The organism is Endozoicomonas sp. SCSIO W0465 (genome assembly GCF_023716865.1).
Taxonomy (GTDB): Bacteria; Pseudomonadota; Gammaproteobacteria; order Pseudomonadales; family Endozoicomonadaceae; genus Endozoicomonas.
In genome coordinates this window covers 5,860,140-5,885,488 of the sequence record NZ_CP092417.1, presented here as the reverse complement: position 1 = coordinate 5,885,488, position 25,349 = coordinate 5,860,140, and the positions used below count along the sequence as shown (strand labels likewise).

The following is a 25,349-nucleotide window of genomic DNA, read 5'->3' as shown; positions in this document are numbered from 1 at the left end:
GTAGCTATTTGTGATCAAGAGACAGAATATAGTCAGGGATATCGACCTGTTTAAGACAAGTGCCCTGATGCCCTTTCTTTCCACCGGCTTTATTACCAGAAGACTGTCTCAGACTTTTAGGATTGGGTTTTTCATCCGATGGATCGGTACCTTTATCTGCGGAAAGGTCGTCAGAATGATCTGGAGAATTACTGTTTTTACAAGGTTTTTGATAACCATCAGACGATGGCGGCTTGCTGCTGTTTTGACTGTTCTTGCCAACCTTTTCTTCCAATTCTCGACATCGCTCTTCCAGACAGGCAACTCTCATCCGCAGCTCTGCATTCTCTTTCAAGAGAATCTCAGCCGACATAGTTGCGGGTAGTTCTGGAATCATGCTGGCGAATATTGTGGAAAAATGGTGCTTAAGAGGATGGTATAAAAATCAGAAAATTCCAGATTTATGTGGGGGTGCTGAACAGTTACCCCCTATGCTCACTCCTACCAGTTAACACCTGAAACCAGAGAACTCACTGAACAATTTGAGCGCACCTCGATGCCAGTGGGGAAAATGGAGGATTTCATCAACGACAACGCTCGTCGAAAAATTGCCCGTCTCGCCGGCATTCACACCTGCTCCGACCCGGATCACAAAACCTGTGGGACCGATAGCCAGCGGGGTGTCACCCGGGGCATCCATAATAGCTGGTATGACCTTCAACAGATCAAGCTTCCGGCCTGTATGACCCGTTTGGAAAAAATGCAGTGTGAATATGGTGATATGGATGTGCTGAGTGAAGAAACACGACAGGCGATAGCAGTAGAAGTGCAACGGCTGAAATCCCGGGGAATACCCATGAATCTGGGCACATTGACTCAGAAAACGTTGGGGTCAGAGCCTGCAAAAAGGATACTGAAAGACGATAGAGGCTGTACAGTAACGACAGTGAAACGCCTCAGGGGGCATGATCAAAAAGGTAATCCACGGCACGAGACAATGTTGGTGCCAAGTTTCAGCATACAGCCCGAGAAGCCTCGCTAACGCCCTGGCTAATCGGACTGACCGGTTTTGCTGAGTCTGGATCAATGACCGCTGTTAAGGAATTGCCCCGAAATAATTTCCACATTTTGAACTCGATTTCCGTTCATCCTGAGGCTGTCGAAGGGTGATTGGCACAATACATGAGGCCGGAGTTCACGCCCTTCGACAGGCTCAGGACGAACGTAGTTTTGATATTCAGAAATGTGGATATTATTTCAGGATAGCTCCTAAGGCCTAGTGATTCGGGCATTGATCGGTGATCATCAAAAATTACTCACACCCAGGTGTCGGAATTACTTACTGAAAATAAAATTGATAGAACGGAAACTTTTAAGCAAAACGAAAGTCCAAATATCAGGCAGTTATATAACCAGTCAAAGCGTTATCGAAATAGCGTGGACAATCATTGATAGGAACGCTATCAGGAAAGCATTAACATCACAAAGGATCAGGTATATGGACTCTATTACTCAAAACACCCCCGCCATGATGCACCCTTTGCCAGGTCAATCGAATAATCAGGATCGTTCGGGCCAATGCTCTGAGTACTCAGTGCCCTTGATTCCCAGAGATCAACTCAGGGAGCGTCAGCGTAATGAAATACTACTGGCAGCAGGGCAGGGAGAGTTGGGTATTCGAGTCATTAGTTTATGGGAAGAAAAAATCTATCTGAATAAGGTAAAAAAAGCACCACGACCAGTCTGCTGGGTCCAGCACGGTTGTCCTATTCAAACGAGACGATCATACACTGAGCATAAGGTGGGCATTACGAACCCGGAGATGCTTGCTGTTTATAAGAAAAATGCGGTAACCAGAGAATTGGTCGATTCCGAAAAAGCAGTTCATGAACTCTGTGTGAAATGCCTTTCAGATGACTCTGAATTAAAGAAAAAAATGGGGGAGCTGGCGGAACGTCGATGGGATGTTTATCCCGGTTTTACTTCGGGGCATTTACAACCCGATGGAACATTTTCCCCCCCTAAATTAAGGCCATATTGTAATAGACGTGATACAGGACTGATACCTTATCCTGAACTGCTCACCACGGGTTACGACAAAGCACAGATCAAATGCTATTGCATTACAAAGCAAGAGGCCAGCAGAGATATTTCCGATATCCTTCAAGAAAAACACAGGTTGGAAGATACTCTGGGGATCGGTTCATTGCCTTTGGCAGTATATTGCCAGTCCAGCGGTTCTCTGGAGATCTATTTTGAAGAGGAGCTTGTGGGGGATCAACTCAGGCAGAATGAGGCCTGTCTGGATAAATTTGCTCTATCCCATGGCATGGATCCGCAAATATTCAGAGAGATAATTAATATACTTCCAATGAGTTTAAAATCAGAATCGTTGAATAAAGTTGAATTAACTGCTTTGAAGAAGCTTGCAGGAATAATATCAAACCCAGCCTGCTACACCGCTGAAAACCTTCAGCTAGTAAAAGATAATAAGTCATTACTTAATGAGCCTGTTTACTTTAAAGGTCAACCTACAACACTTATTGAATTATTTATAAGAATACATCAAGAAAGATTTGAATCTGAAAGTGAACGATTATGTGTCCAAAATAGATCAGTTGACGTTGTATTGGATTCAAAATGGATGGATGAATTATTTTTCCATCACTTGATCATGGGTAGTACAGCTAAAATCAAGACGCTATATTTAGATATATCGTGTACTCCGCCTTTTCTGTGTAATTATTTGGAAGCATTATTGGTACCTTCTAATACTTATCAATTTTGGGATTTTCTGGATCACTCTATTGATTTTCCCGCCATTAAGGTACATATTGATCGGTTTTGTCGAAAATCTAATAATGAGCTGTTGGGTAGATCTTTAGAACTTACACTGCAGGATGGACCGACTCATCGGAAAAGACATTTTACTTTTTTCAAGCATCATTTCCTGACTTTGTTTTATTATGGGGCTTCCCCCAATGAGGCGCTATTAGAAAAAGCCAGGCAATTTATAAGTATTAAATCAAAGGATGTAATTCAAAAAGCTTTGGGTAATTCTTCGATAGATGATTACATCGAATGGTTTCAAAAAATATACCGGCAACGGGAGCAAGACCCTTTTTATCAATCCTGGCCAGCACAGGTTGAGGAGGCAAAACAGGCGATAGCGGAGCTGAGAGCATCCCTGGATTTGCAGACTGAGCAAGTACCTTCCCCTTCGCCAGAAGTTGCGAACGAAACATCAAAGCTACAGTTTGTGGTGGACGCATTCAGTCAACCACCGGTGATTACCAATGCGCAGGACAACGAAGAAACCATTCTGAAGATATTACAGCATTATTACCGTCGCCCCGGCCCGGAGCGGGTAATCAGCAGCCTTGGCCTTAATTCATTGCCGACGGTATGGAAGCCTCTGCACGCCTGCAGTCATGTGTTGCGGGCCAGGAATAACGCACTCTGGTATATGGAGTTGCTGGAAAAATTCGGGTCATTGCATTGCACCAGCGATGAGAAAACCCTCCTGTCGCTGGCGGTTATATACCATGATGCGGCAGCAGAAGATGTTGGCAAGGATCGTGAAGAAACGAGGTCAGCGGAGTACTTCAAACGGGATCTGGCCGGACAATACCCACAGACTTTACTGGACGATATAGCCCTGGCCCTTGAAAGCAAGGAAAACGATGTTCATGGCTGGGATGATGACTCCTTGTCGGCAACGGTTCGTGGTTACCTGCGCGTATTGCGTTTTGCCGACCGCATGGACATTATCCGCTGCACGGGTGTCGGGGAAAATTTCCCGGGACTCACTGCCCCTGACGTCGGCCTGTCGGAATTTAACGCGAGCCTGCTGGACCTCCCACCGGAATTGAGCAAGTTTACCGCCGACCCGGAAAGAAAATCCCTGTTCCAACGCAATCTTGAAGCCGCCATGCACGGAGCCGCCGACCTGGCAGGGGTCACCGGCCACCTGAGGCATGACCTGCGGGCTGACCCCTATGCTCACTCCTACCAGTTAACACCTGAAACCAGAGAACTCACTGAACAATTTGAGCGCACCTCGATGCCAGTGGGGAAAATGGAGGATTTCATCAACGACAACGCTCGTCGAAAAATTGCCCGTCTCGCCGGCATTCACACCTGCTCCGACCCGGATCACAAAACCTGTGGGACCGATAGCCAGCGGGGTGTCACCCGGGGCATCCATAATAGCTGGTATGACCTTCAACAGATCAAGCTTCCGGCCTGTATGACCCGTTTGGAAAAAATGCAGTGTGAATATGGTGATATGGATGTGCTGAGTGAAGAAACACGACAGGCGATAGCAGTAGAAGTGCAACGGCTGAAATCCCGGGGAATACCCATGAATCTGGGCACATTGACTCAGAAAACGTTGGGGTCAGAGCCTGCAAAAAGGATACTGAAAGACGATAGAGGCTGTACAGTAACGACAGTGAAACGCCTCAGGGGGCATGATCAAGAGGGTAATCCACGGCACGAGACAATGTTGGTGCCAAGTTTCAGCATACAGTCCGAGAAGCCTCGCTACCGCCTTGGCTAATTGGACCGACCGGTTTTGCTGAGTCTGGATCAATGACCGCTGTTAAGGAATTGTCCCGAAATAATTTCCACATTTTGAACTCGATTTCCGTTCATCCTGAGCTTGTCGAAGGGTGATTGGCACAATACATGAGGCCGGAGTTCACGCCCTTCGACAGGCTCAGGACGAACGTAGTTTTGATATTCAGAAATGTGGATATTATTTCAGGATAGCTCCTAAGGCCTAGTACATGGTTTCAATGAGTTTGACGTGTACAATCTCCGTTCACCCTGAGCGCCCTTCGGCTTGGCTCAGGATGCACGGACGAAGGGTGCTTGGCACAATCTATCAGAGTCCGGAGTTTCCGCCCTTCGACAGGCTCAGGACGAACGGAGCGCGGAGGCACGTCAACCCGTCAAACTCATTGAAACCATGTACTAGTGATTCGGGCATTGATCAGTGATCATCAAGAATGACTCACACCCAGGGTGTCGGTATTACTTACTGAAAATAAAATTGATAGAACGGAAACTTTTAAGCCAAACAAAAGTCCAAATATGGAGTAGTTTTATAACCAGTTAAAGCGTTATCGAAATGGCGCGGACAATCATTGATAGGAAGGCTATCAGGAAAACATTAACATCACCAAAGGATCAGGTATATGGACCCTATTACTCAAAACACCCCCGCCATGATGCACCCTTTGCCAGGTCAATCGAATAATCAGGATCGTTCCGCCCGATGCTCTGAGCGCTCAGTGCCCTTGATTCCCAGAGATCAACTCAGGGAGCATCAGCGTAATGAAATACTACTGGCGGCAAGGCAGGGAAAGTTGGGTATTCGAGCCATTTGTGCAGAGCAAGAACTAGGCTATCTGAATCAGGTAAACAAAGTACCACGACCAGTCTGCTGGGTCTGGCCCGGTGTACCTATTCAAACGAGACCATCAGGCACTGAATCCAAGGTAGGCATTACCAACCCGGAGATGCTTGCTGTTTATAAGAAAAATGCGGAAACCTGGCAACTGATTAATTCCGGAAAAGCAGTTCATGAACTCAGTGTGAAATGCCTTTCAGATGACTCTGAAATAAAGAAAAAAATGGGGGAGCTGGCGGAACGTCGATGGGATGTTTATCCCGGTTTTACCTCAGGGCATTTACAACCCGATGGAACATTTTCCCCCCCTAAATTAACGCCGTATGGTAAAACAGGACTGATACCCTATCCTGAACTTCTCACCACGGGTTATGACAAAGCACAGATCAAATGCTATTTCATCACAAAGGAAGAGGCTACCAGAAATATTTCCGATATTCTTCAAGAAAAACACAGGTTGGAAGATACTCTGGGGATCGGTTCATTGCCTTTGGCAGTGTATTGCCAGTCCAGCGGTTCTCTGGAGGTCTATTTTGAAGAGGAGCTTGTGGGGAATCAACTCAGGCAAAATGAGGCATGTCTGGATAATCTTGCTCTATCCCATGGCATGGATCCGCAAATATTCAGAGGGATACTTAATATACTTCCAATGAGTTTAAAATCAGAATCGTTGAATAAAGTAGAATTAAAAGTATTTCTCAGAGCTATTGCTTTGAACAAGCTTACAGGGATAATATTAAATTCAGCCTGCTACAACGATGAAAACCTACAGCTAATAAAAGATAATAAATCGTTATTTAACGAGCCTATTTACTTCAGAGGTGTGCGTACAACGTTTATTGAAATATTTATAAGAAGACAAAAATATGTCTTTAGCCATAGTAGATCGGCTGACGTTGTATTGGATTCAAAAGGGATGGACGAATTAGTTTTTCATCACTTGATCAATGGAGGTACAACTAAAATCAACAAACAAGCTTTAGATATATATTGTACTCCGCCTTATCTGTGTAATTATTTAGTAGCTGTTTTGGCACCTTCGGAAAGGTACGATTTTTGGGAGTTTCTGCCTCACTCTATTGATTTTCCCGCCATTAAGGTGGAAATTGATCGGATTTGTCAAAAATCACATAATGAGGAGCTGGGTAGATTTTTAGAACTCGCACTGATGGAAGGACCGTTTAGTCGGGAAAAAAAATTTGTTTTTTTCAAGCATCATTTCCTGACTTTGTTTTATTATGGGGCTGCCCCCAATCAGACGCTATTAGAAGGAGTCAGGAAATTTATAAGTCATAAACCAAACCATGTACTACAAAAAGCTCTGGGTAAATCTTCGATAGATGATTACATCGAATGGGTTCAAAAAATATACCGCCAACGGGAGCAAGACCCTTTTTATCAATCCTGGCCAGCACAGGTTGAGGAGGCAAAACAAGCGATAGCGGAGCTGAGAGCATCCCTGGATTTGCAGACTGAGCAAGTACCTTCCCCATCGCCAGAAGTTGTGAACGAAACATCAGAGCTACAGTTTGTGGTGGACGCATTCAGTCAACCACCGGTGATTGCCAATGCGCAGGACAACGAAGAAACCATTCTGAAGATATTACAGCATTATTACCGTCGCCCCGGCCCGGAGCGGGTAATCAGCAGCCTTGACCTTAATTCATTGCCGACGGTATGGAAGCCTCTGCACGCCTGCAGTCATGTGTTGCGGGCCAGGAATAACGCACTCTGGTATATGGAGTTGCTGGAAAAATTCGGGTCATTGCATTGCACCAGCGATGAGAAAACCCTCCTGGCGCTGGCGGTTATATACCATGATGCGGCAGCCGAAGATGTTGGCAAGGATCGTGAAGAAACGAGGTCAGCCGAGTACTTCAAACGGGATCTGGCCGGACAATACCCACAGACTTTACTGGACGATATAGCCCTGGCCCTTGAAATCAAGGAAAACGATGTTCATGGCTGGGATGATGACTCCTTGTCGGCAACGGTTCGTGGTTACCTGCGCGTATTGCGTTTTGCCGACCGCATGGACATTATCCGCTGCACGGGTGTCGGGGAAAATTTCCCGGGACTCACTGCTCCTGACGTCGGCCTGTCGGAATTTAACGCGAGCCTGCTGGACCTCCCACCGGAATTGAGCAAGTTCACCGCCGATCCGGAAAGAAAATCCCTGTTCCAACGCAATCTTGAAGCCGCCATGCACGGAGCCGCCGACCTGGCGGGGGTCACCGGCCACCTGAGCCATGACCTGCGGGCTAACCCCTATGCTCACTCCTACCAGTTAACACCTGAAACCAGAGAACTCACTGAACAATTTGAGCGCACCTCGATGCCAGTGGGGAAAATGGAGGATTTTATTAACGACAACGCTCGTCGAAAAATTGCCCGTCTCGCCGGTATTCACACCTGCTCCGACCCGGATCACAAAACCTGCGGGACCGATAGCCAGAAGGGTATTACCCGGGGCATCCATAATAGCTGGTATGACCTTCAACAGATCAAGCTTCCGGCCTGTATGACCCGTTTGGAAAAAATGCAGTGTGAATATGGTGATATGGATGTGCTGAGTGAAGAAACACGACAGGCGATAGCAGTAGAAGTGCAACGGCTGAAATCCCGGGGAATACCCATGAATCTGGGCACATTGACTCAGGAAACGTTGGGGTCAGAGCGTGCAAAAAGGATACTGAAAGACGATAGAGGCTGTACAGTAACGACAGTGAAACGCCTCAGGGGGCATGATCAAGAAGGTAATCCACGGCTTGAGACAATGTTGGTGCCAAGTTTCAGCGTACAGCCCGAGAAGCCTCGCTAACGCCCTGGCTAATCGGACTGACCGGTTTTGCTGAGTCTGGATCAATGACCGCTGTTAAGGAGTTGCCCCGAAATAATTTCCACATTTTGAACTCGATTTCCGTTCATCCTGAGGAATTGTCCCGAAATAATTTCCACATTTTGAACTCGATTTCCGTTCATCCTGAGCTTGTCGAAGGGTGATTGGCACAATACATGAGGCCGGAGTTCACGCCCTTCGACAGGCTCAGGACGAACGTAGTTTTGATATTCAGAAATGTGGATATTATTTCAGGATAGCTCCTAAGGCCTAGTACATGGTTTCAATGAGTTTGACGTGTACAATCTCCGTTCACCCTGAGCGCCCTTCGGCTTGGCTCAGGATGCACGGACGAAGGGTGCTTGGCACAATCTATCAGAGTTGGGAGTTTCCGCCCTTCGACAGGCTCAGGACGAACGGAGCGCGGAGGCACGTCAACCCGTCAAATTCATTGAAACCATGTACTAGTGATTCGTGCATTGATCGGTGATCATCAAGAATTACTCACACCCAGGGTGTCGGTATTACTTACTGAAAATAAAATTGATAGAACGGAAACTTTTAATCAAAACTAAAGTCCAAATTTCAGGCAGTTATATAACCAGTCAAAGCGTTATCGAAATAGCGTGGACAATCATTGATAGGAACGCTATCAGGAAAGCATTAACATCACAAGGGATCAGATATATGAACTCTATTACTCAAAACACCCCCGCCATGATGCACCCTTTGCCAGGTCAATCGAATAATCAGGAGCGTTCCGCCCAATGCTCTGAGGGCTCAGTGTCCTTGATTCCCAGAGATCAACTCAGGGAGCATCAGCGTAATGAAATACTACTGGCAGCATGGCAGGGAGAGTTGGGTATTCGAGTCATTAGTTTAGAGGAAGAAAACGCCTATCTGAAACAGGACAACAAAGAACCACGACCAGTCTGCTGGGTCCAGCACGGTTATCCTATTGAAACGAGAGAATCATACACTGGGCCTAAGGTGGGCATTACCAACCCGGAGATGCTTGCTGTTTATAAGAAAAATGCAGCAACCAGTCAACTGGTCGATTCCGTAAAAGCAGTTCATGAACTCAGTGTGAAATGCCTTTCAGATGACTCTGAAATAAAGAAAAAAATGAGGGAGCTGGCGGAACGTCGATGGGATGTTTATCCCGGTTTTACCTCTGGGCATTTACAACCCGATGGAACATTTTCCCCCCCTAAATTAAGGCCATATTGTAATAGACGTGATACAGGACTGATACCTTATCCTGAACTTCTCACCACGGGTTACGACAAAGCACAGATCAAATGCTATTGCATCACAAAGGAAGAAGCCACCAGAAATATTACCGATATCCTTCAAGAGAAACACATGGTGGAAAAAACTTTGGGGACCGATTCATTGCCATTGGTAGTGTATTGCCAGCGCAGCGGCTCTTTTGAGGTCTATTTTGATGAGGAGTTGAAGAGTGATCAACTGACGCATATTAATCAAGCCGATCTGAATAACTTTGCTGTATTCCATGGCATAAAACTGAGTTTATTCAGAGACATACTTAATATACTTCCAATGACATTAAAGTTAGAACTGATAAATAAAATAGACCTAAAAGAAATGTCTGCCAAGGTCAGTACTTTGAACGTGCTTGTAAGAATGGTAGAAAATCCTGACAGTTACAACCCTGAAGTGTTACAGAAAGTAATAGACAATAAATTTCCATTTAATGGTTGTTTTTACATCAATGGTGAGTATATAACGATTATGGAATTATTTATTAAAAAACAAAAAGATAAATTTGTAACTGAAGATTACCGTAACGGAAGCCGGAGTAGATCGGCTGACTTTGAATTAGATTCAGGATGGAAAGATAAATTATTATTTCATCACTTGATCAAGGGAGGTGCAACAAAAATCAAGAAAAAATACGTGAAAAAACACGTGCAAATTTCACACTTCCCCCCTTATCTGTGTAATTATTTGGTAGCAGTATTAACTCCTTCCCATGATTACGGTTTTTCCTATTTTATGAATCACTCAATTAATTTTCCTGCCATTAAGGTGGAAATTGATCGGATTTGTCGAAAAGCTCATGATGCGCTGAGTCATCTTTTAACAGATGCACTGAGTGAGCCATTTAAATTTAACAAAGACTTTACTTTTTTCAAAAATCATTTTTTGACTTTGTTTTATTATGGAGCTGTCCCAAATGAGGAAATATTCGAAGAAGTAAGGTTTTTTCTACGTTTTGGATCAAGCGAAAGAATCCAGAAAGTTTTGGGTAATAATTCCTTAAATGACTACTTCGAATGGGTTCAAAAAATATACCGCCAACGGGAGCAAGACCCTTTTTATCAATCCTGGCCAGCACAGGTTGAGGAGGCAAAACAGGCGATAGCAGAGCTGAGAGCGTCCCTGGATTTGCAGACTGAGCAAGTACCTTCCCCATCGCCAGAAGGTACGAACGAAACATCAGAGCTACAGTTTGTGGTGAACGCATTCAGTCAACCACCGGTGATTGCCAATGCGCAGGACAACGAAGAAACCATTCTGAAGATATTACAGCATTATTACCGTCGCCCCGGCCCGGAGCGGGTAATCAGCAGCCTTGGCCTTAATTCATTGCCGACGGTATGGAAGCCTCTGCACGCCTGCAGTCATGTGTTGCGGGCCAGGAATAACGCACTCTGGTATATGGAGTTGCTGGAAAAATTCGGGTCATTGCATTGCACCAACGATGAGAAAACCCTCCTGGCGCTGGCGGTTATATACCATGATGCGGCAGCAGAAGATGTTGGCAAGGATCGTGAAGAAACGAGGTCAGCGGAGTACTTCAAACGGGATCTGGCCGGACAATACCCACAGACTTTACTGGACGATATTGCCCTGGCCCTTGAAAGCAAGGAAAACGATGTTCATGGCAAGGATGATGACTCCCTGTCGGCAACGGTTCGTGGTTACCTGCGCGTATTGCGTTTTGCCGACCGCATGGACATTATCCGCTGCACGGGTGTCGGGGAAAATTTCCCGGGACTCACTGCCACTGACGCCGGCCTGTCGGCATTTAACGCGAGCCTGCTGGACCTCCCACCGGAATTGAGCAAGTTCACCGCCGACCCGGAAAGAAAATCCCTGTTCCAGCGCAGTCTTGAAGCCGCCATGCACGGAGCCGCCGACCTGGCAGGGGTCACCGGCCACCTGAGGCATGACATGCGGGCTGACCCCTATGCTCACTCCTACCAGTTAACACCTGAAACCAGAGAACTCACTGCACAATTTGAGCGCACCCCGATGCCAGTGGGGAAAATGGAGGATTTCATCAACGACAACGCTCGTCGAAAAATTGCCCGTCTCGCCGGCATTCACACCTGCTCCGACCCGGATCACAAAACCTGTGGGACCGATAGCCAGCGGGGTGTCACCCGGGGTATTCATAATAGCTGGTATGACCTTCAACAGATCAAGCTTCCGGCCTGTATGACCCGTTTGGAAAAAATGCAGTGTGAATATGGTGATATGGATGTGCTGAGTGAAGAAACACGACAGGCGATAGCAGTAGAAGTACAACGTCTGAAATCCCGGGGAATACCCATGAATCTGGGCACATTGACTCAGGAAACGTTGGGGTCAGAGCCTGCAAAAAGGGTACTGAAAGACGATAGAGGTTGTACAGTAACGACAGTGAAACGCCTCAGGGGGCATGATCAAGAAGGTAATCCACGGCTTGAGACAATGTTGGTGCCAAGTTTCAGCGTACAGCCGGAGGAGCATCGCTACCGCCCTGGCTAATCGGACCGACTGGTTTTGCTGAGTCTGGATCAATGACCGCTGTTAAGGAATTACTTACTGAAAACAAAATTGATAGAACGGAAACTTTTAAGAAAAACGAAAGTCCAAATATCAGTCAGTTGTATAACCAGTCAAAGCGTTATGGAAATGGCGCAGACAATCATTGATAGGATCGCTATCAGGAAGGCATTAACATCACCAAAGGATCAGGTATATGCACTCCATTTCTCAAAACACCTCCACCATAATGCCCCCTTCGTCAAATCAATCGGATACCCCGGATTGTTCCGGCCAATGCGCTGAAAACGAGAGCTCAGCGCCCTTTATTCCCAGAGTTCCCAGAGATCAACTCATGGAGCATCAGAGTGATGACATACTACAGTTGGCAAGGCGGGGACAGTTGGGTATTCGAGCCATTCATTTAAGGAGTGAAGAAGCCTATCTGAATCAGGACAACAGAGCACCACGACCAGTCTGCTGGGTTCAGTACGGTGTACCTATTAAAACGAGAGGTTCAGTCACAGATGGTCATAAGGTAGGCATTACGAACCCGGAGATGCTTGCTTTTTATAAGAAAAATGCGGAAACCAGTCACCTGGTCCATCCCGAGATAGCAGTTCATGAACTCGAAGAAAAATGCCTGTCAGATTACTCTGGAATAGAGAAAAAAATAAGGGAGCTGGCGGAACGTCGATGGGATGTTTATCCTGGTTTTACCTCGGGGCATTTGCAAGCCGATGGAACATTTTCCCCCCCTAAATCAAGGCCATATTGTAAAGGAAGTGATACAGGACCAATACCTTATCCTGAGCTTCTCACCACGGGTTACGACAAAGCACAGATCAAATGCTATTGCATCACAAAGGAAGAAGCCACCAGAAATATTAACGACATCCTTCAAGAGAAACACAGGTTGGAAAATACCTTGGGGACCGGTTCATTGCCATTGGTAGTGTACTGCCAGCGCAGCGGCTCTTTTGAGGTCTATTTTGATGAGGAGTTGAAGGGTAACCAACTGTCACATAATAATGATATCTATCTGAATAACTTTGCGAAATTTCATGGCATGAAACCGGAGTTGTTCAAAGAGGTACTTAATATACTTCCAATGACGTTAAAATTCGAACCGTTAAAAAATGTAGAAACAATAGCAGCATCTGCCAAAATCAGTACCTTGATTAAGGTTGTAAGAATGCTAAAAGATCCAGCTTGTTACAACCCTGAAGTGCTACAGGAGATAATAGACAGCAAATTTCCATTTAACGAGTATTTTTACATTGAGGGTGTGCGTGTAACACTGATGGAGTTTTTTATTAGAGAACAACAAGATAAATTTTTTTATGAAAATTACATGACCCTTATCCAGGGCAGATCGGCTGATGTTGCATTGGATGCAAAATGGAAAGATGAATTATTATTTCATCACTTGATCAAGGGAGGTGCAACTAACATCGAGACTAAATCTTTACAAATAACGCGTACTCCCCCTTATCTGTGGAATTATTTGGCAGCAGTATTGACACCTACGGAGACTTACAGACTTTGGGAGCTTATGATTCATCCTATTAATTTTCCCGCCATTAAGGTGGAAATTGATCGGTTTTTTCAAAAATCACATAATGCGTTGGGTGATCTTTTAAGACAAGCACTGGATGGAATGTTTCAGCTTAAGAAAGACTTTACCTATTTCAAGGACCATTTGTTGACTTTGTTTTATTATGGCGCTGTCCCGAATGCGGAAATATTCGAAGAAGTACGGGACAGTCTAAGTCGTGGAGCAAGGAAGAGAGTTCAAGCCGTTTTGGGTAATAATTCCCTGGATGACTACTTTGAATGGGTCCTAAAAATTTACCGGCAACGGGAGCAAGACCCTTTTTATCAATCCTGGCCAGCACAGGTTGAAGCGGCAAAACAGGCGATAGCGAAGTTGAGAGATACCCTGAATTTGCAGACTGAGCAAGTATCGTCTCCACCTACAGAAGTTGCAAATGGCAGGTCAGAGCTACAGTTTGTGGTGGACGCATTCAGTCAACCACCGGTGATTACCAATGCGCAGGACAACGAAGAAACCATTCTGAAGATATTACAGCATTATTACCGTCGCCCCGGGCCGGAGCGGGTAATCAGCAGCCTTCGTTTTAGTTCATTACCAACGGTATGGAAGCCTCTGCACGCCTGCAGTCATGTGCTGCGGGCCCGGAATAATGCACTCTGGTATATGGAGTTGCTGGAAAAATTCGGGTCATTGCATTGCACCAACGATGAGAAAACCCTCCTGGCGCTGGCGGTTATATACCATGATGCGGCAGCCGAAGATGTTGGCAAAAATCGTGAAGAAACGAGGTCAGCGGAGTACTTCAAACGGGATCTGGCCGGACAATACCCACAGACTTTACTGGACGATATTGCCCTGGCCCTTGAAAGCAAGGAAAACGATGTTCATGGCAAGGATGATGACTCCCTGTCGGCAACGGTTCGTGGTTACCTGCGCGTATTGCGTTTTGCCGATCGCATGGACATTATTCGCTGCACTGGTGTCGGGGAAAATTTCCCGGGACTCACTGCCCCTGACGCCGACCTGTCGGAATTTAACGCGAGCCTGCTGGACCTCCCGCCGGAATTGAGCAAGTTCACCGCCGACCCGGCAAGAAAATCCCTGTTCCAGCGCAATCTTGAAGCCGCCATGCACGGAGCCGCCGACCTGGCGGGGGTTACCGGCCACCTGAGCCATGACCTGCGGGCTAACCCCTATGCTCACTCCTACCAGTTAACACCTGAAACCAGAGAGCTCACTGCACAATTTGAGCGCACCCCGATGCCAGTGGGGAAAATGGAGGATTTCATCAACGACAACGCTCGTCGAAAAATTGCCCGTCTCGCCGGTATTCACACCTGCTCCGACCCGGATCACAAAACCTGTGAGACCGATAGCCAGCGGGGTATTACCCGGGGCATCCATAATAGCTGGTATGACCTTCAACAGATCAAGCTTCCGGCCTGTATGACCCGTTTGGAAAAAATGCAGTGTGAATATGGTGATATGGATGTGCTGAGTGAAGAAACACGACAGGCGATAGCAGTAGAAGTGCAACGGCTGAAATCCCGGGGAATACCCATGAATCTGGGCACATTGACTCAGGAAACGTTGGGGTCAGAGCCTGCAAAAAGGATACTGAAAGACGATAGAGGCTGTACAGTAACGACAGTGAAACGCCTCAGGGGGCATGGTCCAGAGGGTAATCCACTGCTTGAGACAATGTTGGTGCCAAGTTTCAGCGTACAGCCCGAGAAGCCTCGCTAACGCTTTGGCTAATCAACAAAACCGGGGGCGGGTTTTGATGGTGACAGGTTAAGCCTGAGAATTTGGGCGGCTTTATGGGTTGAAACCATTCGTTGAAATCCAGTGGGTTCGGCTCCCACCAGAGACCTCAATACCGTTCGACCTTTATACCAAACTAATGTTCCGTTGCGCTTTGAAACCAAGCTAACAGACTACGAGCAGTTGCCAGGGAGTTCAGAAGCTATTGATAATTTACCTGAGTTTCTTACTGAATTGACTGACTGGAGAAACTGGGCTTTTGCGATTTTAGCTCCCCTTGAAGCGACTTCTTTGTTGCAGGTTTCTTTTTTGATTCGATAGTAGGCATTTGCATAGGTTCTTTGTGCCTGTGCCAAGACAGGATCGGAATGGTAGCGCTCCCGTCGGCGTTTCCTTTGGCACTTTTGGCGCTTTGCGTAAGCGGGATCTTTGCGAAGCTCTCTTTGGCGCTCTATATAGGCAGGATCTTTGCGAAGCTCCCTCAAGCGCTCTCTTTCGCGCTCTGCAAAAGCGGGATCTGTCCGGTAGCGCTTCCTTCGGCGTTCCCTTCGTTGTATCTTTTGGTACTCCCTATTGCGCTTGATTTGTGAGCTGCTACTTTCAGTAGTTTCTTCTACTCTTCCCTTGGTCAGATCACCTGATAAATCACTTCCATATTCTGCAGGAATATTGTGTTGTTGAAATTCCTGAATAGTTGGTTGAGGCTTCATAATCGCAACAGGCACTGCTGTCTTGGAAGAAACATTAATACAATCTTGAATAGAATCTCCTATGGAATGAAGGTTATTATCAGCAACTGATGCGCTTTGTGAGGTTGTTTGCCCTATACCTAAAATAGACTGGATCGAAAAAGGCTTATTACTATGAAGATAAGTAGTTCGATAATGACTCATAGCACAAAGAATCCGGGCAGCTTCTACAACGTCACGGGAAAAAAAGTGTACTGACGTACTAGATTTAGCAAAAGGCGTATATTGAAGGTTAGAAAAGCTATTGGAAGCAGTATTGAATTGTGCAGAAGAAGTAGAACTATCCATTGAGAAATTGAACAAATAAATAATTAAACATCCATCTAAGACCGAGCCTTTTTATAAAAGTTCCTCCCTTTCACAACTCATTCTCTATTAGAACATTATATTTTCTTCCCCTTTGATTATTAACTTTCCAGTCAACTTGAGGAGCCGAGGAGAGGGAGAGGATGAATGGACATTGATTCAAACTCACTATTCTTGGCTTTATGCAATTCTCTTATAAAAGCGGTCGCTTGCTTACCAGCCATTTTTGCTTGTTCTCTATCACCGGTATTCTTGAAAACTTTATAAAAAGCCTTGCGGTAAGCCTTCTGGTAAGCCTTCAGGTAAGCTTTTCCTTTCTCGGATTCACGGTAAGCTTTCTGATAAGACTTCTGATAAGCCTTTGCTTTCTCGGATTCACGGTAACGCTTGTGATAAGCCTTCCGTTTCTCGGACTGTTCGTAAGCCTTCATGTAAGCCTTCCCTTTATCGGATTCAAAGTAAGCCTTGCGGGTAGCCTTCCATTTCTCGGACTTTTTGTAAGTCTTCTGGTAAGTCTTCTGATAAGCCTTATGGTAAGCTTTTCCTTTTTCGGATGCGCGGTAAGCCTTCTGATAAGCCTTCTGATAAGCCTTTGCTTTCTCGGATTCACGGTAACGCTTGCGGTAAGCTTTCTGTTTCTCGTACTGTGTGTGAGCCTTCTCTTTATCGGATTCAAGGTAAACCTTTTGGGAGGCCTTATCAGGAGAGATAGTCGGAGATTCGCCAGAAACGGAAACAGAGGCAGAAGCATTAACATCAAACTCATTTTTAGAATATGCATTTTGTTGAAGCTGTTCACTATTGAGTGGTGGAGTAATCATTGCAATCGGTGCTTCAGGCTTCGAAAATGTATCAATGTAATCCTGATCAGGAATAGGTACAGGTTGATGAAGGCTGTTATCAACAACTGATGAGATTTGCGGGATGGATTGCCCCATACCTGAAAAACCATTTCCAGCAGTGTCTTTTAATGTTGAATCAAGCGGAGGATGATTAGCATTAATAGAGTGTGACTGAGCATCCGCTTTAACGGCCATACTCCAAACGCGATCGATTCTTAAACCTGATTGACTGGTATAAAGAATATTTCCGTCGCTTTGTTGTTGTGCCTTGGTTTTATCTGATAAGTCTAACGGCTCACTTTGCTCAGGCTCTTGATGATAAACAACCCTCACTAGCACTTTTGGAAAACGATAATCGCTGAATGGGTCATGGAAGCTTATACCATAGGGACTTACGATGTTTAAATGATTATTTGGTGCAACTTGCTGAACTTCCAGCCCAAATGCCACGCTATTCCCCTGCGGACAGTCATTCAAAACTGAACCACTGCTCGACATAACTGGTTCGTATGCTCTCTGGACATCCAAATACGAAGAGTGTGGGTTAAAATACGGATTAGCCATTGAATTATTGAATTATTGAATTATTGAATTATTGAATTATTGAATTATTGAATTACGGTTTAAAAGACTACACATTTTTATAAAAGTTCCTCCCTGAAATGGTTATAGTTTTCCGGACACGCAGACTTGAGTAGTATCAAAGCCCCTTAAGGTGTGTCCAGATGTCAGAAAAGAAAGTCAAAATCTATACGGCAGAGTTCAAGGAATCTGCTGTGAAAATGGCTGTAGAATCCGATCAGCCAGTCACTGAAACAGCCAGAGATCTCGGTGTTAATGTAAATACCGCATACCTGGATTGGTAAGTATCACCGGGCTAAGGCATCTGGCAAGGCTGTAAAGCAAGATTAACATTTATACGATGAACTGAAACGTTTGCGTAAAGAGAATGCCCGACTGAAAGAGGAGCATGCCATTTTAAAAAAGGCGGCAGCCCTTGTGTCCTGTGGGTATTCTTTGCGAGAGAAAGTCTCTGAGATTCCAGTTCATCAGGGACCATCAGGAAAGCTTCAGCATAAGAGCCATGTGCCGGGTTATGTCGGTATCCAGCACGGGCTATTATGATTGGCTTTCCCGCCCTGAATCAAAACGATCTCAGGAAGACCTCGCATTGAAGGCTGATATTAAGGCAATACATGAAAAGAGTCGCCGAACTTATGGTGAACGTCGTATTAAAGATGATCTGGCCCTATTTTATGATGAGAGCGGGGAAACACATCAGTCGGCAGCGGATCAGCCGCTTGATGAAAGATGAAGGCATTGTATGTAAAACCAGGCGGAGGTTTAAAGCAACCACCAACTCCCACCATAACAAACCGGTGGCTGACAATACATTAGACCGCGATTTTCAAAGGGCACAGCCGAACCAGGCATACGTTGGCGACATTACCTACGTTCCTGCTCGTGAGGGTTGGCTGTACCTGTCTGTTTTCATCGACGTTTGCTCAAGAGCCGTTGTGGGCTGGTCTATGAGCGATAGAATGACAGCAACTTTGGTTACGGACTCGCTGGAAATGGCGCTGTGGAAGCGTAGACCGCTGGCAGGCTTGTTGGTTCATAGCGACCCGGGGAGCCAATATGTCTTGGATCGTTATCAACTGCTGCTCAGGGACAATGGTTTTATATATAGCATTAGCCGTAAAGGGAATTGCTGGGATAATGCAGTGGCCGAAAGCTTCTTCCATACTCTCAAGACAGAACTCATTCATCATGAGGACTTCCAGACACGGGAAGAGGCGCATCAGGCAATTTTTGAGTATATCGAAGTGTTTTTATTCCAGAAGGCTTTGGTGATGCGTATATAAATCAGCATACATGCCTGCTTAGATACATGCCGGATTGCCAAAGCCTATTCTTTCCTGCAATGATGCGAAGCCCATTGGCTCGATGGCAATATGATGCGCCCAGAGAGGAATTAAGAACAGTTTCAGACTGGGGGATATCGGGAAATGCTCTGCCCTGTGCTACCATCCGCAGAGCAATACCGCATCGTCACCAAAGTCGACCAACTAATGTCCCTCTGCGACCAAATCAAAACCCACCTGCAACACCAGCAGCAAACCCGCCTGCACCTGGCCGATGCCATGGTGGACCAAGCACTGAACCCCACTAACCCGAATTCACCTACCCAACCAAAGGCAGCCAACCCGTGACCATTGACGAGATTCTGGAACAGCTTTCCAGCAACCCCGAAGGCTCCTTCCCACACGCTGCCATTAACGCCGCCGTTGAACAGCAAGAGGCCATCACGCCCCATCTGCTGGCCCACCTTCAGGAGCTTATAGACCTTGGCGAAGACATTGACGACGACTTCTACGACGGCCTGACCCTGTTTGCCATTTTCCTGCTGGGCCAGTTCCGGGAAGCCAGGGCGTATCCGCTGATCATCCACCTGCTGACCTGCCGGGAAGACAGTGCCGAGTTTTACTTTGGTGATGCCATTGCCAGTGGCATGACCCGTATTCTGGCTTCCATCTGCCACGGTGACATTGCCCCGCTCAAAGCACTGGTGGAAAACGAAGCATTGGATGAGTTTGTCCGTACCGCCACCCTGGAAAGCCTGGCTACCCTGTTTACCGAACAGGCATTAAGCCGGGAAGACCTGCTGTCGTATTTTACCTGGCTGTTCCGGGAGTACCCGGTACGCAAGGACAGCTTTCTGTGGGACAGCCTGATCATCTGCTGTGCCGCTTTCCGCTTTGCTGAACTGCTGCCCGATATCCGCAAGGCCTATGAGGACGGGCTGGCCGACACAAGCGTGGTATCCCTGAAAAGCATTGAAGACGAGATCGTGTCAGAGTACGACAATCTGGACGAACTCTGGCACCTCAAACACTACATCACCGACACCACAGTCGATTTGTCCAGCTGGGCGTCGTTCCAGCCGTTAAGCAACAGCGAACCATTCCAGAACCCAAGGGGCCTGTTACTCCAGACAGAACTCTAAAGGGTACCGTATTACACGATAGTGGTACCTTCTTGAGAGCCGACCCCAAAACAGGCCGCAATGACCCATGCCCCTGCGGCAGTGGTCAAAAGTTCAAGAAGTGTTGTGGTCGTTAGCATTAATCAACAGGAATCGATGTCATGACCCTGTGGACAGAACAGGCAATCTTCTTTGGCAAGGCCATTATCTTTCAGTTTCATCAGCGCAACGAGGAAGAATCGCAGGATGATGGCGAGTACATTGCTAACTTGAAAATGGTGATCCATGGTGCGATTGCCACAGCGCCAGATCCACTGAGCAAACGACAGGTTCAACAGACCCTGCAGACTATGCCCGGGATCTTTACGTCCAGTTCTGGTGTCATGACGATAAGGCTGATGACCACGCCGGGCTGGAAGAAGCCTTGGACACTTTCGATATGCTCTACGAACACGAAGGCTGGCCAGAATAACGCCCTTATTTCTTAAAACTCTTTCCATTAAAACAGCAAGGCAGTATATCTGTGACCATTGACGAGATTTTAAGCGAGTTTTCCCAACGCCGTGGCTATTTCCCCAAAGCTGCGGTAGAAGAAGCCATTGTGCAGCAAGAAGTCATTACCCCTTATTTGCTGGCATCGCTGAAAAACGCAGCAGGTCCCCTTAAGGACGACGATGCCAACGAAGCGCTTACCCTTTTTGCACTGTACCTGCTGGCCCAGTTCCGGGAACAGAAAGCATACCCGCTGATCATCCGGATGGTATCCATTTCGGCCATGGAGTCTGAATACCGTTTTGGGAACATTGTTACCGAAGGCCTGCACCGAATTCTCGCCACCGTTTATAACGGCGACCTGACACTGTTGCAGGCGCTGATTGAGAACGACAGTGATGATATTGATGAGTTTGTCCGCGGTGCAGCGCTACGAACCATTGCCACGCTCTGTTTCACCGGACAGGTGGATCGTGATTCAGTGCGACAATATCTGACCCGGTTGTTCCGGGGCCGACTCCGACGCCGGGAAAATCATGTATGGAACGTGCTGGTGGATGTCTCAGCTGAACTGGGATTCAGGGAACTGCTGGCCGATATTCAACTGGCCTACAAACATGGACTGGCTGATAGCTTCTATCGCAAGCCCGCCAGTATTGAAAGTACACTTGAATCAGCGACTGACCAGCCCCGACGAGCCAGAGATGGCCTGCTGATTGATGATACTATTGCCGAGTTGCAGGACTGGGCAACATTTCTGCCAAAACGGGAGCCCGCAAAGCACCAACCCCCGACTCCGCAGCCTCAATTTCTTCACACCGGTGAAACCCTCAAACGGGAGATACCAAAAACAGGCCGCAATGACCCTTGCCCCTGCGACAGCGGTAAAAAGTTCAAGAAGTGCTGTGGACGATAGGCAGTAAACACCTGCCATTAACCGGAATCTGCAACAGGCATACACCATAGCCGATGTTTTTTCCGGTTTTCCCATACCCCCACACATTCAATGGCTGTGGAGCCAATGTCGGTTTCTCTGTCGGCCCTGATCGGTAAACTCAGGGCCTATGGGTTTAGCTGGTAACCAGCACGCTACGTTGCAACCAACATTGAAGGCATCTATCTGGGACAGGATCAGGGAGAATGGCTGAAGCAAAGAGCCAAGTTGGTCAGGAGCGATTTCACTCAAACTATTGGCGAGCACTGGACCAGAAAAGGCATTATTCCCAATGGGGTTTTCGGCCAGAGATAGCGATAGTCTGTCGCTCGATTCCCGGTGATTTTTGCCGCTGGAACAGCTCAAGCTACACCACTAAAAAAAAGGAGGAACTTCAGTTCATTTTTACCAGCAGAAAGTAATGAGCAAATGGCTGATTTCGACAGTGGTGGCGTTCAAGGTACACCACTAAAAAAAGGGGGCGCGTGTTATTAAACCCCAACCATCTTGAAAACCGGAGCTTTATTCCAGCTTCGGTTGTTTTCTGACTCTTAAAATTTCTTCTTCGTCAACAAGGGAATTTTTTACCCACAATCGGTCTGCAATGATCGTTGGGTTCCGATTGATTCGGGCAGTAAATTCATTAACTGCCTGCAAAAGCTCTTCTGCTGTTGCATAGCAGTGATGATAGGTTACGTCTTCACGCAACCAGCGCCAAAGAGCCTCTACCGGCATAAAGTCCGGACTGTATGAAGGCATTTGGATAATATTAATGTTCAGTCGTTTACCCGTCATTCAGCACCCGTATCAGGAATAAATTTCCTGATACGGTCGCCCAAGAATTGAAATAATAGTCAACTGCCTTTCTTGTAATCCAACCACATGCTTTTCATGTCCATCGACCAATAGCACGTTGATACCCTGAAAGCAGAAAAACACCCAACGCGCTGTCGGGTTTTGGCAGGGTTTCCGCTTCATGTCCGGGAAAAACCGACTCTGTCGTTTTAGCTCATGCCTAATTCGATGCTGAATCGCCGCATACACTAACAGACACAGCGTCATCACCATCAGCAAGGCTTCTATTCGTTCCGGTTTCTTTAAAAACAGCGAAGAAACCAGAAACTCCGGGCTCTTCAAAAACCGAAAGCCACGCTCTACTGACTGTTGTGATTTGTAAGTACTTAGCACTTCTGCTGTACTCAGCCGACTGTCGTCCAGATCATTCGTCGCCAGCACAAAGCAACCCAGAGAACACTCTGCATCTTTGCGACAGTCAACGGATACCCAAGGATATCCGCTCACATAATATTCAATACTGTCCGGTTTAGAGCCTTTCTCCGGACGACCTACCTTGGTATAGCAGGGTTTCTCAGTAATGACAGGTTCCGCCTGACAATAAATAGTTTTTGACTGCCATTCATCGAACGCACGCAATGCGTCGGTTTCACACTTGAAGGCTTTTTTGGCCAGTTTACTGGTCAGCGCTTCTGCTTCTTTCTCAGACTTCTTTAGCATTTTTTTCAGCAGTGTTTTTTGTTCGCTCTTTCGAGCCTGCTCGCTGCGGACCAGAATCCAGCGCTGGGAGACACCCGCATGATCTGACAGCATTTCATGACTCTCATAGCCCTCAGCACCCTCCACTGGTGTCATTTCACAAGAAGCGACACTGTCAATCAGTTCTCTGGCTTCTTTGATTTTTGACGGAACCCGGGTGATAAATTGCTGGCCCTGCTGATGAAGTATCTGTACGTTATCTGTTGTATAAAGTGCTGCATCACCAATCAGGTAGCGATTATTCAGGGCTTCCCGGTAGGATTTCAAATGGCTGCTGATGACTTTTTTAAAGTTTTTATTGTCGTTTACGTTGCCACTGGACGCTTTCATAAAAACGGGAATACCGGCCTGATTTTCCGTCATCATCAGCAGTATTGCCTGGTTGAGCTCGGGTCGATGATCCCTGCTGTATCCACGACAGAGTTTGATACAGTGCATATCTTCTTCGTCGACGTCAGATTCGCTGTTATAAACGCCGTCCACATGCAAGCTTGTTGAGTCAAGGTTCAGAGCCTTGCACGGCAGTTTTAAGACATTCACTGCCTTGACAGCCAGCGATAAATAGACCTCACTTACATCCAGTTCAAAAAGCTGATCCAGGGCTCTGCCGAGTACACTGTCGTTAATGTGTTCGGGTTTAATACCGGGCCTGATGAGTTTATCCAGCGGTTTATCAGCATGAAACTCCGGGAACATATGAAGCGTGCGGGCAGTGAACCCAAGGCCGTTAAGCAGCATTGATACTACGGTTTCGCCAAAGGAAATATTCCGGTGTTCAGATTGGTTAGGAACCAGGGAATCCAGATGATTAGAGATACCGAGTTCTTTGCACATACCGGCAACCAAACCCATATGATCGATACGTTGAATGTGGAACTGATGAGGATGCATTGGACATGTTCATTCTGAGAATTTTTTACATTTTAGCCGGTGTAGGGAAATTCTCAGATTGAGTGCTGAATGACGGGTTTACCCGCTTCCTGTACTAATTTGGCCGTATGCCAGGAGGCTCCGTCCCAGATAACGTCAATCTCCCCATCCGGCTTTTCCTGGCGAATACGCTCAAGAACATTCACGGTATGCTCTTTCCGGCCACTCGGATAAGGCCATATCCTGACCTGACCATCATTAAAGTAGTAAACGCCATAAAAGCTGATCTTGGCAGAAAGTCCCGGTGAGTCGGAACTTACCCAGAAGCGCTTACCTTTACGAGACCAGCCATAACCTATATCAGTATCCTGATGGATATGAGCCTCATCAATATAAACCAGAAGACGTTCCTGCCGGGTCACTTTCTCCAGCAGAGGTTTCAGCTGCTCAAGAAATGTGGATCGCAGGGCCGAGTCGGCTTTGTTCAGTAATTTTTTAGCTTTTTTCCATGAGTAACCCTGGCGTTTCAAGCCCTGTCGAAGAGTCTCACGACTGAAACGAACAGCAAACGTTTTGTAACACCAGTCTGCAAGTGTTTTCAGTGTCCATCTGACAAAGTGCTGAGGGCGATCCTGTGAAGCTGCCTGTTCAAGAGCCCGGTCTATAATCCCTGCAACTGCTCCACCAATTACTCGACAAAAGGGGGGTGCCCACCTGTGCGCCGATACACCATAGAGTCCGGGCCACTGAGGTTGTATTTGTTAATCCATCCGGTCACCGTATCATGACGACGACCCAGTTTTTTGGCGACTGCAACGGGGGAGCTGCCTGTGACTACCTGGTACAACGCAGAGAAACGTTCCCGGGTTCTGGTATGGGAGGCCTGAATAGATTGCGCCAGAAGGCATTCTGGAGTTTGGTCCCACACCGCACAATGGACTTTCAGCAAAACTTAATACCGGCAACAAAATACGTCATTCTACCGATGGATTTTTATCTGTCAGTTAGGATATGGCGAACTGAAATCAGTGAGAACCGGAAACATACGGTTTTCAAGCTGGTTGGGGTTTAAGTAGAAGATGATCGTTTAGCCCCCATTACATCCCAAACGAAAGTGGGCACAATAATGGGCACAAACAGGCAGATACAAAAAAGCCCGTAGTGCTTACTAACGCTACGGGCTTTGCTGTATATGGTGCCGGCACCAAGAGTCGAACTCGGGACCCACTGATTACAAGTTGAAAGTACGATCGTTTCATATCATCCCACCAGATTCCACTATA

At 46.7% G+C, this 25,349-nt stretch carries 19 protein-coding genes and 2 pseudogenes; 14 read left to right on the top strand and 7 right to left on the bottom strand.

All coding sequences use genetic code 11. The annotated features are described in order from the left end of the window. Positions 1-4: 4 nt before the first annotated feature. Positions 5-376 carry a DUF6444 domain-containing protein gene (locus tag MJO57_RS26355; protein ID WP_252020011.1) on the bottom strand — a complete coding sequence of 124 codons (372 nt, stop codon included), beginning with the start codon at positions 374-376 and terminating at the stop codon, positions 5-7. Positions 377-550: 174 nt separating this feature from the next. Here MJO57_RS26355 and MJO57_RS26350 point away from each other — a divergent pair, with 174 nt between their 5' ends. The 5 genes from MJO57_RS26350 to MJO57_RS26330 all read left to right on the top strand — a co-directional run bounded on the left by MJO57_RS26350 (position 551) and on the right by MJO57_RS26330 (position 15,315). Continuing rightward, on the top strand, positions 551-1,021 hold the full coding sequence (locus tag MJO57_RS26350) for a hypothetical protein (protein WP_252020009.1): 471 nt from the start codon (positions 551-553) through the stop codon (positions 1,019-1,021). A 456-nt stretch (positions 1,022-1,477) separates the two neighbouring features. After that, the gene (locus MJO57_RS26345) at positions 1,478-4,540 is read left to right on the top strand and encodes a hypothetical protein (RefSeq protein WP_252020007.1); all 3,063 of its coding nucleotides are present in this window, start codon (positions 1,478-1,480) and stop codon (positions 4,538-4,540) included. A gap of 742 nt (positions 4,541-5,282) precedes the next feature. Further along, a complete protein-coding gene (locus MJO57_RS26340) occupies positions 5,283-8,216 on the top strand; it encodes a hypothetical protein (RefSeq protein WP_252020005.1) in 2,934 nt (977 codons plus the stop codon). A gap of 705 nt (positions 8,217-8,921) precedes the next feature. Continuing rightward, complete coding sequence (locus MJO57_RS26335; RefSeq protein ID WP_252020003.1) at positions 8,922-12,014, top strand: hypothetical protein; 3,093 nt, start codon at positions 8,922-8,924, stop codon at positions 12,012-12,014. A gap of 214 nt (positions 12,015-12,228) precedes the next feature. Beyond that, on the top strand, positions 12,229-15,315 hold the full coding sequence (locus MJO57_RS26330; RefSeq protein ID WP_252020001.1) for a hypothetical protein: 3,087 nt from the start codon (positions 12,229-12,231) through the stop codon (positions 15,313-15,315). 191 nt (positions 15,316-15,506) lie between these two features. Here the strand turns inward: MJO57_RS26330 and MJO57_RS26325 are convergent, their stop codons facing one another. Together MJO57_RS26325 and MJO57_RS26320 are read right to left on the bottom strand one after the other, a co-directional pair. Then, a complete protein-coding gene (locus tag MJO57_RS26325; RefSeq protein ID WP_252019999.1) occupies positions 15,507-16,370 on the bottom strand; it encodes a hypothetical protein in 864 nt (287 codons plus the stop codon). A 131-nt stretch (positions 16,371-16,501) separates the two neighbouring features. Next, complete coding sequence (locus MJO57_RS26320; RefSeq protein WP_252019998.1) at positions 16,502-17,680, bottom strand: hypothetical protein; 1,179 nt, start codon at positions 17,678-17,680, stop codon at positions 16,502-16,504. A 275-nt stretch (positions 17,681-17,955) separates the two neighbouring features. On the opposite strand from MJO57_RS26320, the gene MJO57_RS26315 reads away from it, so the two are divergent. The 9 genes and pseudogenes from MJO57_RS26315 (at position 17,956) to MJO57_RS26285 (ending at position 22,137) form a co-directional block, all read left to right on the top strand. Continuing rightward, on the top strand, positions 17,956-18,096 hold the full coding sequence (locus MJO57_RS26315) for a transposase (RefSeq protein ID WP_252019996.1): 141 nt from the start codon (positions 17,956-17,958) through the stop codon (positions 18,094-18,096). A gap of 305 nt (positions 18,097-18,401) precedes the next feature. Continuing rightward, positions 18,402-18,545: a transposase gene (locus tag MJO57_RS26310; RefSeq protein ID WP_252027162.1), complete on the top strand. Its 144-nt coding sequence runs from the start codon at positions 18,402-18,404 to the stop codon at positions 18,543-18,545. Continuing rightward, the gene (locus MJO57_RS26305) at positions 18,487-19,095 is read left to right on the top strand and encodes an IS3 family transposase (RefSeq protein WP_371924924.1); all 609 of its coding nucleotides are present in this window, start codon (positions 18,487-18,489) and stop codon (positions 19,093-19,095) included. The genes MJO57_RS26310 and MJO57_RS26305 overlap by 59 nt, the downstream gene beginning before the upstream one ends. A 344-nt stretch (positions 19,096-19,439) precedes the next feature. Next, complete coding sequence (locus tag MJO57_RS26300) at positions 19,440-20,237, top strand: DUF1186 domain-containing protein (protein WP_252019994.1); 798 nt, start codon at positions 19,440-19,442, stop codon at positions 20,235-20,237. A gap of 32 nt (positions 20,238-20,269) precedes the next feature. After that, on the top strand, positions 20,270-20,353 hold the full coding sequence (locus tag MJO57_RS33495) for an SEC-C metal-binding domain-containing protein (protein ID WP_371924923.1): 84 nt from the start codon (positions 20,270-20,272) through the stop codon (positions 20,351-20,353). A gap of 24 nt (positions 20,354-20,377) precedes the next feature. Next, complete coding sequence (locus MJO57_RS26295) at positions 20,378-20,704, top strand: hypothetical protein (protein ID WP_252019993.1); 327 nt, start codon at positions 20,378-20,380, stop codon at positions 20,702-20,704. 35 nt (positions 20,705-20,739) lie between these two features. Then, positions 20,740-21,453: pseudogene (locus MJO57_RS26290) on the top strand (DUF1186 domain-containing protein); the annotation flags it as partial. Between the two features lie 81 nt (positions 21,454-21,534). Further along, positions 21,535-21,624, top strand: a pseudogene (locus MJO57_RS33490) (SEC-C metal-binding domain-containing protein); the annotation flags it as partial. A gap of 357 nt (positions 21,625-21,981) precedes the next feature. Continuing rightward, positions 21,982-22,137 carry a hypothetical protein gene (locus MJO57_RS26285; protein WP_252019989.1) on the top strand — a complete coding sequence of 52 codons (156 nt, stop codon included), beginning with the start codon at positions 21,982-21,984 and terminating at the stop codon, positions 22,135-22,137. Positions 22,138-22,164: 27 nt separating this feature from the next. Here MJO57_RS26285 and MJO57_RS26280 read toward each other — a convergent pair whose 3' ends face one another. From MJO57_RS26280 to MJO57_RS33485, 4 genes are read right to left on the bottom strand one after another with little or no spacing between them, the layout of a single operon-like run. Further along, positions 22,165-22,437 (bottom strand): hypothetical protein, encoded by a 273-nt coding sequence (locus MJO57_RS26280; protein WP_252019987.1) that lies wholly within the window; start codon positions 22,435-22,437, stop codon positions 22,165-22,167. Between the two features lie 12 nt (positions 22,438-22,449). Further along, entirely contained in the window at positions 22,450-24,087 is a 1,638-nt protein-coding gene (locus MJO57_RS26275; RefSeq protein ID WP_252019985.1) for an IS1634 family transposase, read from the bottom strand. Between the two features lie 53 nt (positions 24,088-24,140). Continuing rightward, a complete protein-coding gene (locus MJO57_RS26270) occupies positions 24,141-24,731 on the bottom strand; it encodes an IS630 family transposase (protein WP_256493386.1) in 591 nt (196 codons plus the stop codon). A 23-nt stretch (positions 24,732-24,754) separates the two neighbouring features. Continuing rightward, positions 24,755-24,994 (bottom strand): helix-turn-helix domain-containing protein, encoded by a 240-nt coding sequence (locus tag MJO57_RS33485; protein ID WP_371924922.1) that lies wholly within the window; start codon positions 24,992-24,994, stop codon positions 24,755-24,757. Positions 24,995-25,349: the final 355 nt, after the last annotated feature.

What these genes read in the sequence shown, in the direction of transcription:
- MJO57_RS26350 (WP_252020009.1), top strand. Translation starts at nt 551, where the DNA reads ATGGAGGATTTCATCAACGACAACGCTCGTCGAAAAATTGCCCGTCTC.
- MJO57_RS26330 (WP_252020001.1), top strand. Translation starts at nt 12,229, where the DNA reads ATGCACTCCATTTCTCAAAACACCTCCACCATAATGCCCCCTTCGTCA.
- MJO57_RS26305 (WP_371924924.1), top strand. Translation starts at nt 18,487, where the DNA reads ATGATGAGAGCGGGGAAACACATCAGTCGGCAGCGGATCAGCCGCTTG.
- MJO57_RS26315 (WP_252019996.1), top strand. Translation starts at nt 17,956, where the DNA reads ATGTCAGAAAAGAAAGTCAAAATCTATACGGCAGAGTTCAAGGAATCT.
- MJO57_RS26355 (WP_252020011.1), bottom strand. Translation starts at nt 376, where the DNA reads ATGATTCCAGAACTACCCGCAACTATGTCGGCTGAGATTCTCTTGAAA.
- MJO57_RS26275 (WP_252019985.1), bottom strand. Translation starts at nt 24,087, where the DNA reads ATGCATCCTCATCAGTTCCACATTCAACGTATCGATCATATGGGTTTG.
- MJO57_RS26325 (WP_252019999.1), bottom strand. Translation starts at nt 16,370, where the DNA reads ATGGATAGTTCTACTTCTTCTGCACAATTCAATACTGCTTCCAATAGC.
- MJO57_RS26295 (WP_252019993.1), top strand. Translation starts at nt 20,378, where the DNA reads ATGACCCTGTGGACAGAACAGGCAATCTTCTTTGGCAAGGCCATTATC.
- MJO57_RS26345 (WP_252020007.1), top strand. Translation starts at nt 1,478, where the DNA reads ATGGACTCTATTACTCAAAACACCCCCGCCATGATGCACCCTTTGCCA.
- MJO57_RS26335 (WP_252020003.1), top strand. Translation starts at nt 8,922, where the DNA reads ATGAACTCTATTACTCAAAACACCCCCGCCATGATGCACCCTTTGCCA.
- MJO57_RS26280 (WP_252019987.1), bottom strand. Translation starts at nt 22,437, where the DNA reads ATGACGGGTAAACGACTGAACATTAATATTATCCAAATGCCTTCATAC.